We start from the raw sequence: 18105 nt of genomic DNA, 5'->3' as shown, positions 1-18105 counted from the left end.
TCCTTTCATCAATTTTATTGATAGACTCTCACATAATCTACTTCCATAACATCTTGGGTAAAACCAGATTCTACCGTTCCGCCTAAAGTGCCTCCCATAGCAACATTGAGTATTAAAAAGAAATCATGGTCGAAAGGTAGGGCGGAGTTCAAAGCAATTTCATAATACTGGGTTCCGTCTACAGACATTCTAATAAAGTTCTCATCCCATTGCATTTCATATATATGGAACTGAGATGCTGCATTGGTTATGGTTGTTTTTAATCCGTAGCTGGCCGTGCTTGAGTTTGATGCGTTATACCAATGACACGTAGCCAAAACCTCATTCTTGTTTGCCCCTGTTTGCTCCATAATATCAATCTCCCCACAATGTGGCCAACCCACTGAACTAAAATCGGCTCCCAACATCCAAATAGCCGGCCAGGTTCCTTGTTTTGATGGCAATTTTGCTCTCACTTTTACTGTTCCATAAGTAAACTCTTGAAGGCTTTCGGTTTTAATCCTAGCCGAAGTATAGCCCCCAGAACCATCTGACTTGGCAATTATTTTAAGAACACCGTCTTCAACTATAACATTTTCAGAAGTGTTGGTGTAAGTTTGAAGTTCACTGTTGCCCCATCCCCCTGCACCAAGGTTATAGTTCCAATTGGCAGGATCAGGTGCTCCGTCTTCAAAAAATTCATCTGCCCAAACAGGTGGTGTACCATTATAATAGGCTACAGCTAGTGTTTCTGTTTTATTTATTGTGTTATTTGTACTCGAATAAGCCACCACTTTTATGTCGTGGTTTTCAATGCCTTCTGTGCCAGTAAACGTGTATTGAAACGTTCCATTAGTACTGGATTGCTCTGATCCATTATCAACAATGAAACCATATTTAACAGCATTTATCGCACTAGCCGTAAAGTTTGTGACACCAGAACCATCGCCATACAGAGCATTGCTTGATTGTCCAACAATATCAATTGATACGTTTAAATCTGTTGGAATGATATCCTGCGGGGGCTCTTCAACAATAATGTCGTCGTCGCCTCCACTAGAACATGAAAAGTTAAGCAATACTATAATTATGGTATAAAAAATATGCTTGCACACAATAGAAACAAAAGTTAGTTAACTACAAGTTTTATATTAAAATAAAGAGCATCAAAGAGCTTGTCTCCATTTTCCTCGATGCTCTATAAAAAAAACACTTAAATTAATCGTTAGGGTTATCTGTTTGATATAAACAATACCAAGCTAGTGCAGGGTTAGAAGCGTCTAACATTCTTACAAATAAAGTGCTGTCGGTTATCTCAATAATCTCTATAGAGCTAATACCTACATACCAACCCATAAAACCTCCATCTGAGAAATTAATGGTTGTACCTCGGTATTCCCCGTCTTCAGTTGCATTAGAATTTGAAGGAGAAAAGGTGACATTTTTCACACCATCTAAAGTTGGCGCAACATCGGTTCCATGACACGTATCTCCATCAACACCAATGGAAGCTGCAAAATCTCCAGGAGTATAGGCAATATCTGTTAACTGCTCAAATGTTACTGTCTTACCATCTGCCGATTGGGTAAAAACAAACTCTTGATCATACATGCATAATTTATCACTGTGCCACGCATTCGAAGTGAACCATTGTGACCATGTGTGCTCCCCTCCTGACTGAACGTCATTTGGTCCTAAACCAATATTTCCAGGTTTATCTGCTGCCCAATACCATGTCTTGCTATTTCCAGCACCGCCCGTAAGGAAGTTTTTAGCCTCTTCATCCTCAAATGAACTGAACACATCAATATTTATAGAGCTTGTTGTTGTAATGCCGCCAATACCAGAGGCCATTAATGTTACCGTGTAAGTATTTAAACCGGTAAGACTAAATTGGTGTGTTATGCTTCCAGAGGGTGCTACTTTAACATCTGAACCATCCCCAAAATCATATCTATAAGTTATAGCATTATCGGCTGATGCTGTAAAGTTTACTAACCCTGTTCCATCCCCATTAGGGTTATTGGCATCAACACCAACAATTTCAAAGGACATTGCTATATTGCTTGGTGCTATAATATCTCCTACAACACCATCATCTTCTTGACAGCCAGTTAACAAAAACAGGCTAAAAAAGGGTATTAATATATATTTTATGTTTTTCATGATTTTACAGTTTTTTAATTATGAAAATAAATGTTGTCTACATAAACTATTGCGCTACCCCCAGAAGTGTCCCAAATTAACTGAGTTATGTTTGAAAAATCCAAATTGTAATCAGATAAAGGAATTGTAACACTTATCCAGGTTCCAGTAATAACTTCTGGCAAGAACACTATATCTTCCTGTACTGGATCTAAGGCCGTATTAACAATCTTAAACCCAAGGGTGGTGGCATCTGGTGTATAGTAATCGAAATGTAAATATTTAACACCTGTTAAATCGGTTGGATTACCATAATCTGTTACAATACCAGAATAGTTTAAGGATTGATACAACCAAATATTATCTCCATTCACGTTAAAATCGGTTAACGTTGTTGTTTGCCCCCAATTAGGATTTACTTCATTAAGTGTCACTCCAGTGTACGCATCACTGTAAATAGAAATTACATCATTTTGAGCGATTGTTGGAACTGGTGCTACCACTTCTGGTTGCGATGAACTATCTGAATAGAAATATAGATTGTCTATGTATACTTTGGCACTACCGCCTTCGGTATCAAAAAGCAATTGGGTTACCTGGGATGCGTCAATATTAAAATTACTCATTGGTATGGTAACACTTACCCATGTCCCTCTAACTATTTTATCTACAAATACTATATCTTCTTGGCCAACTACAGTATTCACTATTTTTAAACCAAGCTTTTCGGCATCTGGTGTAAAATAATCGAAGTGCACATAATCCATTCCGCCAAGATTAGTTGGGTTGCCATAATCAGTTACAATACCTGTATAATTTAATGCCTCATATAACCAGATATTATTGCCATTTAAGTCTACAGGCGTTAAGGTTGTTGTTTGTCCCCAATTTGGGTTCAACTCACTTAAACCGACATTGGTATAGCTATCACTGAAAATAGATACAACATTGGCTTCGTCTTGAGTTGGAGATGGTGCATTATATTCTGGCACTTCTGCAACCGTAGACGGTTTATAGAAATAGATATTATCTATAAATACGGTTCCTGCTGCCCATGGATCGCCTACAAATTTCATTTGGAAAATCTCCGTAACCGTTAATCCTTGGTCAGTGTAATCGGTTATAGGAATATCAATAGTAGTCCACTCACCAGCTGTTAAATCACTCCAAACGGGTTTCTCCGTAACATTTCCTGAAGCATTATTTATTAATGACGTTTCCAATCTCATGTTTTCATCGGCGGTCCATACATCCATGTGTAGGTATTTCATTCCAGAAACATCAATAGTAGTTCCATCAGCCAACGTGATACCTTGGTAGCTTAGGTTTATATACTGAAGCATCATGTCTCCGTTTAAGTCAAACTCAGCCCAAGAACTTCCACAACATCCGCCTTGTCCCCAATCTGGGAAGAAATTAGTACCAGGCACATCATTATATTTTGTGCTGTACAAGGAAATAACATCTGTCTCCTCACGATTTGGTGGTGATGGCGCAGAAGCTATAGGTTGTAATATTTCTGTTACCTCAAATTCTTCAACATATTCTGTAGTAGCAATCGCCGCTCCCATAACCACTACCCTAATAGTATATGTTCCAGGTTCTTGATAGATGTATGAAATTGATTCACCAATATTTACAGTAATCGGATCATCCACTCCTGGTTCTCCAAAGTAAACGTCGTAAGACACCGCAAAATCTGCATTAGCCGTGACATTCACTTGTTTTGAAACGGCGAGATCATTTGAGATGGAAACCTCAACATTCTCAGGGGCTTTAAAAGAAACCTCTAGATTTTGGGTTGATTCAGTTTTTAACCCTGTAATACCTATAGCTTCAATCCCTACTACATATGTCCCTTCTGCATAAGTATGGGTAACACTTTCTCCTTGAATTACATTCACAGGTTCGGTTGTATCATCGCCCAATGTTATGTTATAGTTTGAAGCTCCCACGGCATTAGGCGTTATTGTAACTACCCCTGTATTATCTTGTGTTACTTTAAAAAGCACAGACACGTCTGAAGGCGCCACGACTTTGTCCACAAAACTTAAATCGTCGTCATCAGTACAGCCAAATAATACTACAATGGCCATACTTAAAGCGTATATAAATTTCATTGTTTTCATCATATTCATAGTTTTATTTTTTAATATCCTGGGTTTTGTGCCCAACGTCCTCCGGATAAGTTGATTTCCTCAATTGGTATAGGGAACAATTCATGCTTACCGGTAATAAACCCATCTATTTCTTGAGCCGCTCTGCCTGTTCTTACCAAGTCAAAAAAGCGATGACCTTCTCCTACTAATTCAACACGACGTTCTTTATAGATATCGTTAATAAGATTATCACCAGATGTCGTTACATCAGGCAATTGAGCTCTGTTTCGAACCCTGTTCAAATATATTCTGGCTTGCACATAATCCCCTTCTTCGGCTAATGCTTCTGCAGCCATCAATAACACATCAGCAAAGCGAATAGCTCTATAGTTGTCTGGATTGGTTAAAGCCGCATCGGCTATATCCAAATCGCCTTTACGCGCTATATACTTTCTATTAAAATAACCCGTTTGCTCATAACCAGCTGTTTCATCATATGATGATCCTGGATTATCTATAATGTATTGCTCAATATCTAATATAGAAGTCTCGTAACGCAAATCTCCATCTTCAAAGGCATCTACAACTTCCTGTGTAGGTACATTGAAACTATAACCTGCATCAAACTTTCCTGTAGCGTCAACAAAACCTCTGGGCCCATTAAAATAAGTGCTGTAGTTACCTTCTAAACACTGAAAACAATCAAAACTTCCTCCATCAACATCGGAATACTGGATTTCAAATACCGATTCAATATTATTTTCCCAATCACGTTCAAACATGTTTGGATACTCTTCAGAAGTCAATAAACGATGCGGCCCATTATTTATAAGGTCTTCTAATACTTCAGCAGCCTTATCAAATTTAGTGTTCTGATACAGATACACTTTCCCTAATAAGGCCTGTGCGGCTCCTTTAGTAACTCTACCCGTTTCGCTTTGTACATAAGGTAGATTAGCAGCTGCAAAGATTAAATCTTCTTCAATTAAATCGTATACTTCCGATTTTGGGGTCCTGTCTATAGTAAACTGGTCTCCAAATCGTATTCGTTTATCTCTAAGCATGGGAACATCTCCCCACCATTTAACCAAGATAAAATTATAGTACGCTCTTAAAAATCTAGTTTGAGCAATAACACTGGTTTTATTTGGAAAATCGGTTTTATCCTGAAATTCCATAATATAATTACAACGGTTTACAGCCTCGTACATCCATTGCCACATGGTTCTTAAACCACCATCACTTTGCCCTACAGGTGAGTGAATCATATCATCAATTTCTTGAATATATGGTGAATCTGTAGCGCTCTCACCTCCACATAATGTATTATCTGAAGCTATCTCTGCATACTGATAAAATTTAGAGGTTGTTTGTAAATAATCGTAGGCAGCAACTAAGGCCAATTGATAGTCTTTTTCTGAGTTAAAGAAATCCTCAGAGTTTTCATCTTCTGAAGCGACATCTACAAAGTCATCGCCACAGGAAAGTACTATTAGAGATGCTAATAATAAGTATATATATTTTAGATTTTTCATGTCGTTTAATTAAAATTTTACATTAATTCCTAGCAAAAATGTACTAGCGCTTGGGTATATCCCTTGGTCTATTCCGCCACCTATTGGGGCACCAGTTCCGGCTGTAGGGTCGTATCCACGATACTCTGTAAGTGTGAACAAATTATTGGCTGACACATAAATTCTAAACTTATCGATTATAGGATCTTCTTCGTTATTTGAAAAAGTATACCCCAATTGTATGTTTTGTAAGCGAACAAAAGAGCCATCTTCTACATAATAATCTGAAAACAAAGTGTTTGGATTAGTACCTGTTGTCTGTCTTGGAGCTGCATTAGTTGATCCACGACCTGTCCAACGATCTAAATACCATATAGGTTTATTAACTAGCTGTTGGTTACGCTCATAATTACGAACAATTTCATTTCCAATAGAAGCAAAAGTGTAGGCCGAAAAATCGAAATTTTTATAATCAAAAGATATATTAAGACCCATGGTAGCATCTGGAATTGGATTACCAAGATCAACACGGTCGTCTAAATCGATCACACCATCGTTGTTTTGATCAACAAACTTAAAATCGCCAGGTTGTGTTGCTACACTGGTTACTGCAGCATTGTCTACTTCGTCTTGGGTTTGAAAAACACCATCGGTTTTATAACCAACAAAATATCCTAAAGGGTAGCCTGCTTCCATTCTTGCTATAGCTGGTTGAGAAATTCCAAAATCACCACCTTCTAGATATTCACCTTCGCCACTTACAGAAACCACTTCATTTTTTAATCCTGTAACATTGTAATTAATATTGAATTTAAAATCTTCACCAATAGTATCTGAATAGCCAATAGCAAATTCAATTCCTGTATTTTCAACAACGCCAGCATTTACAACTGGAGCTGCTCCTGTACCTAACAACCCAGAAACCTCTGGAGATACTAATAAATCTTCGGTTCTTCTTTTGAAATAATCAGCTGTGATATTTATTTTGCTATCAAGGAAACGCATGTCAACTCCAATATCTAAAGTTTTTTGCTTTTCCCATTTAATCTCTGGGTTTGCAATGCCTCCAGAAGCTTTTCCGAAAATCTCATCCTCTGCATCGTTTCCTCCAAAAAAGTAAGTCCCTTCTCCTGTTAATAACGATACGAATCTATAGTCTCCAATTCTATCGTTACCCAAAATACCATAAGAGGCCCTTATTTTTAATAAGTCGAAAAAGTTGCTATCACTCATAAACTCTTCGTCTGATACAATCCATCCTAATGATCCAGACGGGAAGTAACCAAACTTATTGCCTGGTCCAAATCTTGTAGAACCATCTCTACGCACTACGGCAGATAACAAATATTTACCTTTATAGTCGTACTGTAGTCTTGTAAAATAAGACAATAATCTTCCATCGAATTTTGGGTTGCTTCCGCGCTCTGCATAAATATCTTCATTATCTAACGTTAAATCCACTCGCGCAAAAGCAGGATTATTATCTCTTATGTTTCTACCCCTTCTTCCTGAGAACACGCCTGTAGTTTTAAATACAGAGGTTCCCAACAGTACATTTAATTTGTGAACATCATTAAAGGTGTTTTCGTATTTAACAAAGGCATCAAACGTATAATCCCTATAAATATCAAATCCTTCAAATACTTCACTAGTAAGGGTGTTAAACACCTTACCAACACCGTAAAAATCAATAGGATCAAAAGTGTAAGTATCTACTTCAGAATAATTAAACTGAATATTAGCTTCAGCTGTGAAATGCTCTAAAAAGTTATAAGCCAATCCTGCAAAACCGTTAAGTTTCATGACTTTATTTTTGTTGTAGGTGTTGTGCATTTGAGCTAACGGGTTTACTACTTCACCACCTAAGCCGTTTGCCAATGTAAATTCTCCATTTACATCCCTAACTGGAAGATTTGGTGCCATATTTACCGCATTAAACAACACTGAACCCAAAGTGCTTTCTGGTAGATTGTTCTTTTTTGTTCTAGTTAAGGTTAAACCTGATTTGAATTTGAAGTTTTCTAAAAAATCTAAATTATAGGTCAACGCATTGGTGAAACGCGTAAAATTTGATTTTTTACCTCCAACTATTCCGTCTTGAGTTAGAAAAGAAGAACTATAGGAATATGATGATTTTTCTTTTCCTCCTCTAAAGGTTATGTTATGGTTCATAATTGGAGCTGATTCAAATACCTCATCCTGCCAATCGGTTCCTATTCCTAAATTGGATAAATCTGAAAAAGGCGGAGTGCTACCTGCAGCGGCATATCCTTCGTTAACAATTACGGCATATTCTGTCGCATTTAAAACTGGAAGTTTCCTGGTGGTCTGTTGGAATCCAGCATAAGCATTATATTCAACGGTCAACGGCATTTCCTTGCGACCCGTTTTAGTGGTGATTAAAATAACTCCGTTGGCTGCACGAACTCCATAAATACCTGCTGTGGCATCCTTTAAAATATTCATGCTCTCGATGTCGTTAGGGTTGATAACGCTTAAGTCTTCAACCACGTTGCCATCTACTAAAATCAAAGGACGACTGTCACCATTTGTAGATACCCCACGAATGCTAATAGTTGATGACCCTCCTGGAGAACCTGTGTTGGTAGTAATATTTACTCCAGCTACCTGTCCTTGTAGGGCTTGTTCAATTCGTGTAGGTTTAAGCTTTTCAATCGTTTCTGCACCTACTACCGATACTGCTCCGGTAATTTCTTTTTTAGTTTGTGTACCATAACCAATAACCACCACTTCACTAAGTTGGGCCACGTCCTCTTCTAATTGAACGGTTATTGTGGTGCTATCGTTTACAATAATCTCTTTGGTTACATATCCAATATAACTAAAAGATAATGTAGAGCCCGCATCAACGTTTGTAATTGTGAAATTACCATCAAAGTCTGTAACAGTTCCTTTAGTGGTGTTTTTAACAAGTACATTAACCCCTGGAATAGGAAACCCTGAAGCGTCTTGTACGACTCCGTTAACTTCTATAGTCTGCGCGTGAGCTTGTGCTATAAAAGAAAACATTAAAATTTTAAAAATTATATGTCTCATATTGAGTTAGTATTTGTTTGTTGTAAACTTATATATAGATTTTGTTGTATCCATATTTTTTACCGCAACAAAAAACATACATTATAAAAAAAATACTAAATTTTTAAGAAAACCCCAATAAACATAAGCTTTAATTAAAAAATTCATCTTATTAAGATATTCTTAACATTTAAAGAATTTTATACAGTGTTGTGGTATTGTATAGGTGAAATAAAAAGTTGTAGTGTATTAAATCTCTAAAATATAGTCTGATAAACTGGACTCATGAGGCAAATCCATCTTTTTCCTTAGTCTATAGCGTTTTACTTCAACGCTTCTTGGAGAGATGTTTAACAGTGGTGCTATTTCTTTAGAGGACAAATTTAAACGTAAATAAGCACATAACCTTAAGTCGTTTGAAGTGAGTTCTGGATGCATTTGCTTAATCTTTTTAAGAAAATCCTTATCAGCATTATTAAAGGCCTCTTCAAAAAGGTTCCAATCGTCTGTATTGTTTATATTTCTATCAATTACTTTTATAACATGCTTTAGCTTTTTAAGATCGTTTATGTTCTGCAATTCGCTTTTAATACTGTTTAAAAACTCATTCTTTTTTATTAAGCTCATTGTAGAGATCCCTAATTCCCTGTTTTTGTTATCAATATCCTGTCTTAGCTTATCATTATTGAATCGCATAAGCTGTTGTTTATTTTCAAGTTCTTTTAACTCAAGCTCTCTTTGTGATTTTAACAACAAACGCTCTCTTTGTTTTCTATAGTATCGTTTATATATATTATGTGTGATAAACGAAAAAAGAAGAATGAGAAATACATACACCGCAATCATGGTATTGGATAATAACCATGGTCTTTTAATCGTAAAGCTATAAGATGCTACATTGTTGGTTAAAACATTTCCTGTTCTGCCCCTAATATTAAAAATGTAATCTCCGTAAGGTAAATTTTCGAAGGTTAGGTTTGGTTTAACAAACCAATTACTCCACTCCTCTTGTAAACCAATTAATTGATATTGATATTCGGTATCTAAATATTTATCGTATTCAACAACATTAAATCTAAATTCCACATTATTAAACCTATTTTCAAAGTCACCCACTTCATCTTGTGATAATACTTCATAGCTATTTCCTCTGAGGTCATGTACATTAATATTGTTTATGGAAATACTATATACCTTCTCTTGTAATTTATCTAAATCTATAGAGACATAGCCCATTGATGTTCCTATTAAATAGGTTTGACCTTTTAAAAAAGCAATGTTTTCATAGCCTGTTAACCCACGCGGCAATGCTTTGGGTAATGGTATTTTATTAATCTTTGGCACCCCACTTAATGTACTTAATGTTAAATAATTTAAATTCCTATTGGAAAAAGCCCATAAAGTATTTGTTTCTTCTACAGGTATCAATCTTCCCGAAGTGTATTCTACACCATCGAAAAGTTGACTTAAAGTAATATCTTTAATAAACCTTTCTTCCTTAGTATCATATTTAAACACGCCTTCCTTAAAACCTAGTAACAAGTCGTTTTTATAAGACACCATACTAGAGTGTAGCTCTTTTTCTATTTCTGGTACTTTTGTTAGGCTTGTAACCTTTGTAAAATCACTGTCTGTTTTCAATTTGAAAACACCTTTATATTCATGACTAACGAGAATATTCCCATCATAAATTTCAAAAAACCTACTTGATAAATCAAAACCCTCTATTTTATTTCTTAAAGTCCAGCTTCCATTTACTTTATTCAAAACATATAAACCATTGTAGTTTCCTTGAAGGATAAGATCTTTATTTTTATAAATTGGCTTTAAACCCCAAGTACCTTGATTAATCCCGTCTATTTTATTTACGATAGCACCGTTTACAATTGAAGTGCCTGTGTCATGTCCACAAAACAACGTTCCATCTATTTCAGTAAGGCTCCAAACAGCTTCTTGTATGGCTTCAATATTTTTAAAATCTACATTTGAATTATAGGGTTTATAAAACAATCCCTGATTTGTACCTATGTACATAAAATCTTTATAAACTTTAGAAGCATATATGGTGCCTATCTTCCCTTTTTCATCTTTATAAATACTGAACGGGGAAGTCATATTGATACAATTGATTCCGTTCTCTAAAGCTAACCAAATATTATGTTCCTTATCTTCAAATATCCAGTGTACTGTATTGTTACCAAGGCCTTTTACAACATCAACTTTAAAGTTAATCCGACCATCAGGAGCAAGGTGTACAATACCATTGGATCGCGTACCCAACATAAAGCTACCATCTTTTAATTTAATGCTTCTAAAAACACTTAATTCCGAAAGTGTATTATTGGCTTTTATGTTCCATTTACTTAATTCATTATTATTATAAATGTAAAATCCATCGTTTTCAGTTTCAAATAGTAAGTTTTCATTTTGAATAAATACATTTACCAATCGATTATTTAGCAACACTTGATCGTTTAAAACTAATTCCGCTTTCCCATTTTCAATTTTGTAAAGGCCACTTTTTGTTTCTTGGAAATATATGTTCCCTCTAACCTTAAATACCTTATATATAATAGATTTTGATTCTATGATATTGAAAGACTTGTTTAACGTATTAAGGATATAAATACGCTTTAAGGATTGAAATAAAATATAATCGTCTATATTAATGATATTCCAAAATTCCTCGTCTTCCAATAATTTAATATTATACTGTTTTGATAAAGACGTATAATTCAATTTACCATAATCATTGCTTACCCAATAACCGAAATCACCATTACAGCCAGTGTAAATATGATTGTCTATAACATGTACTGACCGTATAATAGTTTCGTTAGGAGATTTATACAATTGCCATGTAGCTCCATTAAATTCTAATAAGCCTTTATTATTGGCAACATATATATAATTGTTTTCTGATTGGGAAATAGACCAATTTTGTGTTTCGGCACGATAATCTTTTGCAGTGTAGATTTCTATAGGTGGATGCTCTTGAGCATTTAAAAAAACACCAACTAAAAAGAACAGAAAAGGAATCTTAGAAAACTGCAAAATCTATTTCGTTTACTTTGTTGTAGTACTAAAGTAATAAAAATAAGGGTTAAAAGTGCTTTTGTATGGTTAGTGTATGGCAAAAAAATAGCCATTACTAAGTAATGGCTATTAAAATATTAAATAATAGTTTACTTTAATCCATACGCTTTACCCTACCTCCAAAAACACGACTTTCGTTAACGGTTTCTGGATTTCCATATATAAACACATCTCCTCCGGCTCGTATTTTTACATCAACTATTTTTGAAGCATAAACATAAGCCTCACCCGCAGCATTAATCGAAACCTCAGTTTTTTCAGTAATTAATTCTTCACCTTTGTAAAGACCTCCTGTAAAAAGGGATATGTCTTGATTTTTAGAAGTTCCCGATGTTTTTACAATACCCCCTGTTACGGCTTTTATATTAAGATATTTTACATCAATAGGCATTCTTATGGAGCCCCCTTCTTGAGCTTTGAAATCAATTTCAAATTGTTTAATGGTATCATTGGAATATACTTTGGCTCCTTCATTTACATCAATAATATCTACATGAGTGTAATGCAATACCACTTTAGTCTTTCCTCCATCAAAAATTTCTTCTAAGGACATTCTTATTTTAAGCTTTCCATTTTTGTTGGTAACCACAACATCATCATTGTTCTCACCAGTAATGATGACTTTATTTTCATTAGACTTTACCATTTCAACCTCAATGAGATCAAAAACCTTTAATTCAGTAAATTCTTCTATATCTTTTTCTATGGTATTTTGAGCAAGGCTTACTGAAGTAAAAACAATTGTAAGAAGGATAATTAATTTTTTCATTTTAACTTATGTCTATTCATTTTGATTAATAATTACTAAACGGTTTTTATCAATAATTATTCCATAGTAAATTATTTTATTCTAATCTTCTATCTTACCTATAAGGTGAAAGTCTAAGTGTTTCTTAACCAAATCGGTATTCTTCACTTTAACCATAACTTCATCGCCTAATTGATACATGTTTTTAGAATGCCTACCCACTAAAGCATATTGTTGTTCATCGAATGCATAATGGTCATCTATAATATCGCGTATACTTACCATCCCTTCGCACTTGTTTTCAATAATTTCAACATAAATACCCCAATCTGTTACTCCTGAAATGACGCCTAAAAACTCTTGGTCTTTATGGTCTTCCATAAAACGTATTTGCATATACTTTATGGAATCACGCTCTGCTTTAGTAGCCAAATTTTCCATGTTACTGGAATGCTGGCATTTTTCTTCATAAGCATCTTCACTAACCGATTTACCGCCATCTAAATAATGTTGCAATAAGCGATGTGCCATTACATCGGGATATCGTCGTATGGGTGATGTGAAATGAGAATAATAGTCGAAAGCCAAACCGTAATGACCTATGTTATGTGTAGTATATTCAGCCTTACTCATACTTCTTATCGTTAAAGTATCAACTAAATTTTGTTCCTTTTTTCCCACGACATCCTGTAACAAACTATTAAGCGATGCAGTTGTTGATTTTCTATCTTTAAAATTTAATTTATAGCCAAAACGTCCAACAACATTTTGTAAGGCAGCCAATTTGCTATCGTCTGGTTCGTCATGCACACGATATACAAATGTTTTTTTAGGCGATTGCTTACCAATAAACTCAGCTACTTTTTTATTAGCCAATAACATGAATTCCTCTATAAGTTTATTGGCTTCTTTACTGGTTTTAAAAAATACCCCTTCAGGGTTGTTGTTTTCGTCTAAATTGAATTTTACTTCAACTTTATCAAATGAAATAGCGCCATACTTCATACGTTTTTTACGCATGATTTTAGCTAATCTATCTAAAACCAATATCGCTTCTGCTATTTCAGGTTTGGTATTATAGGTTTTTCCTGTGAGGGATACGTCTTGGGGGATTTGTGTATTAATTTGAGACGCTTCAACTGCACTTCGACTCCGCTCAGTGACGACGCTCAACGTGACATTTGGATTACTTTCTATAATGGCCTGTGCTTCTTCGTAGGCAAAACGGGCATCGCTATACGTAACGGTTCTACCAAACCATTGGTCTTTTACTTCCGCTTTATCATTTATTTTAAATACAGTAGAAAAGGTGTACTTTTCTTCATGTGGTCTTAAAGAACAAGCGTTATTAGATAAAATCTCCGGTAACATAGGTACTACGCGATCTACCAAATATACCGATGTAGCACGTTGATAAGCTTCATCATCTAAAACGGTACCTTCTTTTAGGTAATGAGATACGTCTGCAATATGGATACCTATTTCGTATAAACCATTATCCAATATTTTAAAGGATAGGGCATCATCAAAATCCTTAGCATCTTTTGGATCGATGGTAAAGGTTAAATCCTTACGCATATCACGACGTTTGGCAATTTCTTCTTTAGTAATCGACGTATCCAAAGTATTCGCATACTGTTCCACGTCGTATGGGAACTCATAAGGAAGCCCGTATTCGGCTAAAATGGCGTGAATCTCGGTATTATGTTCTCCTGGTTTCCCAAGTACTTTAATCACTTTACCATAAGGGGAATCGGCTTTTTCTGGCCAATCTTCCAAGGTTACCAATACTTTATCGCCATCTTCTGCTTTAAGAGTTTTATTAATAGGCACAAAAATATCTTTGTACATGCTATTGCTATCAGGTACCACAAAAGCATAGTTATTATTCTTTTGAATTTGGATCACTCCAACATACTCCGATTTGGCACGTTTAACAACATTGGTTATTTCACCCTCTATTTTTCCTCGCTTACGCCGTTTGTAAACATAGAATTCCACTTCGTCACCATTCAACGCTCTATTAATATTGTTTGAAGCTATAAAGATATCTTCGTCAAAATCATCGCAAATAATATATCCAGATCCTCTAGCAGACATATCTAAAATACCAAAATGATATTCGGTGTTAATAACTGCTTTAAACTTACCTCGGTCTACTTGAATGATTTCTTCCTTGGCTGCTAATTTAGCCAAGGTTTTTATAATTTGGTTTCTGCTACTGGCATCGTTAACACCAAGTTTAGCAGCGATTTGTTTATAGTTAAACGTTTTGTTTTTGTCTTTTTTTAAAATACTTAAGATTGTATTTGTAAGGTTAGGAACTCCTTTTCTGGATTTCCTTTTTTTATTTCTACTCATGTAATTTTGTAATCATTATCATTCCCATAATCCCGATAGCTATCGGGTGGAATTTCTATTATAAAATAGCGTATTAAAGGCGAGTTATGTGCTATTTGTTTTTTACAAAGCTACGATTTTAATGTTAACCGTTCTATATTTTTAGATTAAGAATAGATTAATTTACAAATAAGTGAACTTTTTAAATACCAATGTTTACTTAACCACAAACATTTTAGCGGCTCTACCTTGATCTGTTTCCACTTCTACAAAATAATAACCAGGTGATAAATTATTGGTACTAATTTCTTTTTCTCTTGTAGAAAATAGCAGTTGAGCCAGATTATTATAAATATTGATTCTTTTTAGATCAATATTATCCTTTAGTTGAACATTAATAATATTACTGGAAGGATTAGGAAATACATTTAATCGTTGTAAAACAAAACCATCACTAGAAAGTACAGCACTTAAATCGAACACTTTAACATGACCAGATTCTGTTCCGTTAATATTTCCTACAGTTCCTATTGCTATAATACCACCATCTGAAGATAGACTAACGGAATAGCCAGATTTGTCACCTGATGCTATTTCTCCGTTGATATCACTACCAATTTTGGTCCAAACATTATTATCATTTTTATATATACGTACATAACCCGATGCTGTTCCACTGTCAAAGCCAGGTGGTGCACCAGTAGCTCCTATTGCTATAATACTGCCATCTGATGATAGATTAACAGACCAACCTGATACATCACCAGCAGCTTCTCCATTAATATCAGATCCTATTTTAGTCCAAACATCATTATCATTTTTATATATACATACTTGACCTGAACCTGATCCATTGTTATCATTACCATAAGCTCCTATTGCTACTATACTACCATCTGATGATAGACTAACGGATTGACCAAACCAATCATATTCTGCTTCACCATCTATATCACTACCTATTTGGGTCCAAACATCATTGTCATTTCTATAAACACGTACATGACCTGAATTAACTCCATTTTCATTATTATGAGAAGCTTCTATTGCTACAATACTACCGTCTGAAGACAGGCTCACAGATTGACCAAACCAATCACCATCTGCTTCGCCATTAATATCGGAACCTATTTGTATTTGAGAAAAAAGTAGGGTTGGGACAAGTATTAATAAAAATGAAATAGTTTTCATAATAACTTGCATAAAAATTGATAGATTTTTAAATATACGGAAAATATAATTTATTGCTTTTTTGTTATTCACAATTATATATATTATTATAAGTTTCTTTTTAAAATTTTAAAAAATAATATTGGTTATTATAGGCTGTTAATAACTGGTATAACTTTTATCAATTTTATTTTGATACTATTAAATTGACATTCCATTAATAATTAATTAACATCTATTGATGGTTTTAATAACTTCATTTTTAATCTGTTTTAATTTTATATCCACAGTTGTTAACAACATAAATTAACTGCTTTTTACTTATAACTTTTTTTAAAAGTGCTGTTTATTTTCAATGTTTTTAAGTCTAATAAAACACTTAAAAAAAAGGGATTATTTTTTTGGAAAATTACAATACCTTTTTAATTGAAAAAATTATTGAAATCTCCTAATTATTCTTTTAGAAAACAATAAACAGTTATTAACAAGTCATGAATATAGTAATACACAAGACTTATAATTGTTACCTTTGTAATATTTAATAAAACATATCTTATTATGACGATTTCTATAGGAAACGATCACGCAGGAACCGATTATAAATTTGCTATTAAAGAATACCTTGAAGCTAAAGGTTTTACGGTTATTAACCATGGTACAGATAGTAATAGTAGTGTGGATTACGCCGATTTTGTACATCCTGTAGCTGATGATGTTGAAAATAAAACAGCTACTTATGGTATTCTTATTTGTGGTAGTGCCAATGGTGTCGCTATGACCGCTAATAAACACCAAAAAATACGTGCTGGTTTATGTTGGAATAAAGAAATAGTAGAATTAATTAGGCAACATAACGATGCTAATATATTATGTATACCTGCTAGATTTACTGCAATACACCAAGCTGTGGCTATGGTAGAAACCTTTTTAAATACAGATTTTGAAGGTGGTCGCCATCAAACACGAATAGAAAAAATTCCATTATCTTGTTAGATGGGTCATAACCATTCTCATAATCACAGTCATTCAAAAAACGATTTAAAAGGAAGAAATCTCGTAATTTCTATTTTTTTAAATATTCTTATTACTGCTTCTCAAATAATAGGAGGCGTTATATCGGGTAGTTTAGCGTTATTAAGTGATGCACTCCATAACTTTAGTGATGTTCTTTCATTAATAGTGAGTTATGTAGCTAATTTTTTAGCAAAAAAGAAAGCTTCTATACATAGAACTTTTGGTTATAAACGTGCAGAAATTTTAGCTGCTTTTATAAATGCTTCTACCTTAATTATTGTAGCAGTTTTATTGATTATAGAAGCTATAAGACGTTTTCAACATCCTAAAGAAATTGAATCAGACTTAGTTATTTGGTTATCGTTAATTGCTATAATAGCTAATGGTTTAAGTGTGCTTTTATTAAAAAAGGATGCCCAAACCAATATGAATATGAAAAGTGCCTATTTACATTTATTAACTGATATGATGGCTAGTGTAGCTGTATTGATAGGTGGTTTGTTAATGAAGTACTATAACGTGTTTTGGGTGGATAGTGTTTTGACTTTTGCTATTGCTATATATTTAATATGGATGGGATTCGATTTATTAAAAGATTCAACTAAAGTACTAATGTTATTTACACCAGCTACCATTCCAATTAAACAGATCGTAAAAGAAATTAATGCTTTTGAATCAATAAAGAATGTACATCACGTTCATGTATGGCAGTTGAATGAAGAGGAAATCCATTTAGAAGCACATATCGATTTTAATGAAGATATAACTTTATCCCAATTCGATGTTATTCTACATAAAATAGAAGACCTTATTTACCGTAAATATAATATTAACCATGTGAACATTCAACCTGAATTTGGTAAAGAAGATGCTAAAGATATGATTGTTCAAGACTAAAATGTCATTCAGAAATAGACTAAAGGTCGATTGAAGAATCTATAATTGTTAACTAAAAGAGATTCTT

Annotated in this window: 11 protein-coding genes; 2 read left to right on the top strand and 9 right to left on the bottom strand. The window is 34.2% G+C overall.

Going from position 1 to position 18105, the window contains the following annotated elements; all coding sequences use genetic code 11:
• Positions 1-14: 14 nt before the first annotated feature.
• The 9 genes from MR053_RS03000 to MR053_RS02960 all read right to left on the bottom strand — a co-directional run bounded on the left by MR053_RS03000 (position 15) and on the right by MR053_RS02960 (position 16148).
• Complete coding sequence (locus MR053_RS03000) at positions 15-1094, bottom strand: glycoside hydrolase family 16 protein (protein WP_242130985.1); 1080 nt, start codon at positions 1092-1094, stop codon at positions 15-17.
• A 103-nt stretch (positions 1095-1197) separates the two neighbouring features.
• A complete protein-coding gene (locus MR053_RS02995) occupies positions 1198-2145 on the bottom strand; it encodes a PKD domain-containing protein (RefSeq protein WP_242130984.1) in 948 nt (315 codons plus the stop codon).
• Between the two features lie 14 nt (positions 2146-2159).
• On the bottom strand, positions 2160-4244 hold the full coding sequence (locus tag MR053_RS02990) for a hypothetical protein (protein ID WP_242130983.1): 2085 nt from the start codon (positions 4242-4244) through the stop codon (positions 2160-2162).
• 29 nt (positions 4245-4273) lie between these two features.
• The gene (locus MR053_RS02985) at positions 4274-5758 is read right to left on the bottom strand and encodes a RagB/SusD family nutrient uptake outer membrane protein (protein ID WP_242130982.1); all 1485 of its coding nucleotides are present in this window, start codon (positions 5756-5758) and stop codon (positions 4274-4276) included.
• A gap of 9 nt (positions 5759-5767) precedes the next feature.
• The gene (locus MR053_RS02980) at positions 5768-8794 is read right to left on the bottom strand and encodes a SusC/RagA family TonB-linked outer membrane protein (protein WP_242130981.1); all 3027 of its coding nucleotides are present in this window, start codon (positions 8792-8794) and stop codon (positions 5768-5770) included.
• A 228-nt stretch (positions 8795-9022) separates the two neighbouring features.
• The gene (locus MR053_RS02975) at positions 9023-11827 is read right to left on the bottom strand and encodes a triple tyrosine motif-containing protein (protein ID WP_242130980.1); all 2805 of its coding nucleotides are present in this window, start codon (positions 11825-11827) and stop codon (positions 9023-9025) included.
• A gap of 136 nt (positions 11828-11963) precedes the next feature.
• Positions 11964-12638 (bottom strand): head GIN domain-containing protein, encoded by a 675-nt coding sequence (locus MR053_RS02970; protein ID WP_242130979.1) that lies wholly within the window; start codon positions 12636-12638, stop codon positions 11964-11966.
• Positions 12639-12719: 81 nt separating this feature from the next.
• On the bottom strand, positions 12720-14978 hold the full coding sequence (locus MR053_RS02965) for a ribonuclease R family protein (RefSeq protein WP_242130978.1): 2259 nt from the start codon (positions 14976-14978) through the stop codon (positions 12720-12722).
• A 195-nt stretch (positions 14979-15173) separates the two neighbouring features.
• Entirely contained in the window at positions 15174-16148 is a 975-nt protein-coding gene (locus MR053_RS02960; RefSeq protein ID WP_242130977.1) for a T9SS type A sorting domain-containing protein, read from the bottom strand.
• Positions 16149-16685: 537 nt separating this feature from the next.
• Between MR053_RS02960 and rpiB the strand changes: the two genes are divergently transcribed.
• Both rpiB and MR053_RS02950 read left to right on the top strand, forming a co-directional pair.
• Entirely contained in the window at positions 16686-17120 is a 435-nt protein-coding gene (rpiB, locus tag MR053_RS02955; RefSeq protein ID WP_242130976.1) for a ribose 5-phosphate isomerase B, read from the top strand.
• Positions 17121-18038 carry a cation diffusion facilitator family transporter gene (locus MR053_RS02950; RefSeq protein WP_242130975.1) on the top strand — a complete coding sequence of 306 codons (918 nt, stop codon included), beginning with the start codon at positions 17121-17123 and terminating at the stop codon, positions 18036-18038.
• The last annotated feature ends 67 nt before the right edge of the window (positions 18039-18105 follow it).

Source organism: Aestuariivivens marinum, assembly GCF_022662175.1.
In the GTDB taxonomy this organism is placed as follows: domain Bacteria; phylum Bacteroidota; class Bacteroidia; order Flavobacteriales; family Flavobacteriaceae; genus Aestuariivivens; species Aestuariivivens marinum.
Note: the sequence above shows the minus strand (reverse complement) of the source record. Positions and strands in the feature narration are given on the sequence as shown.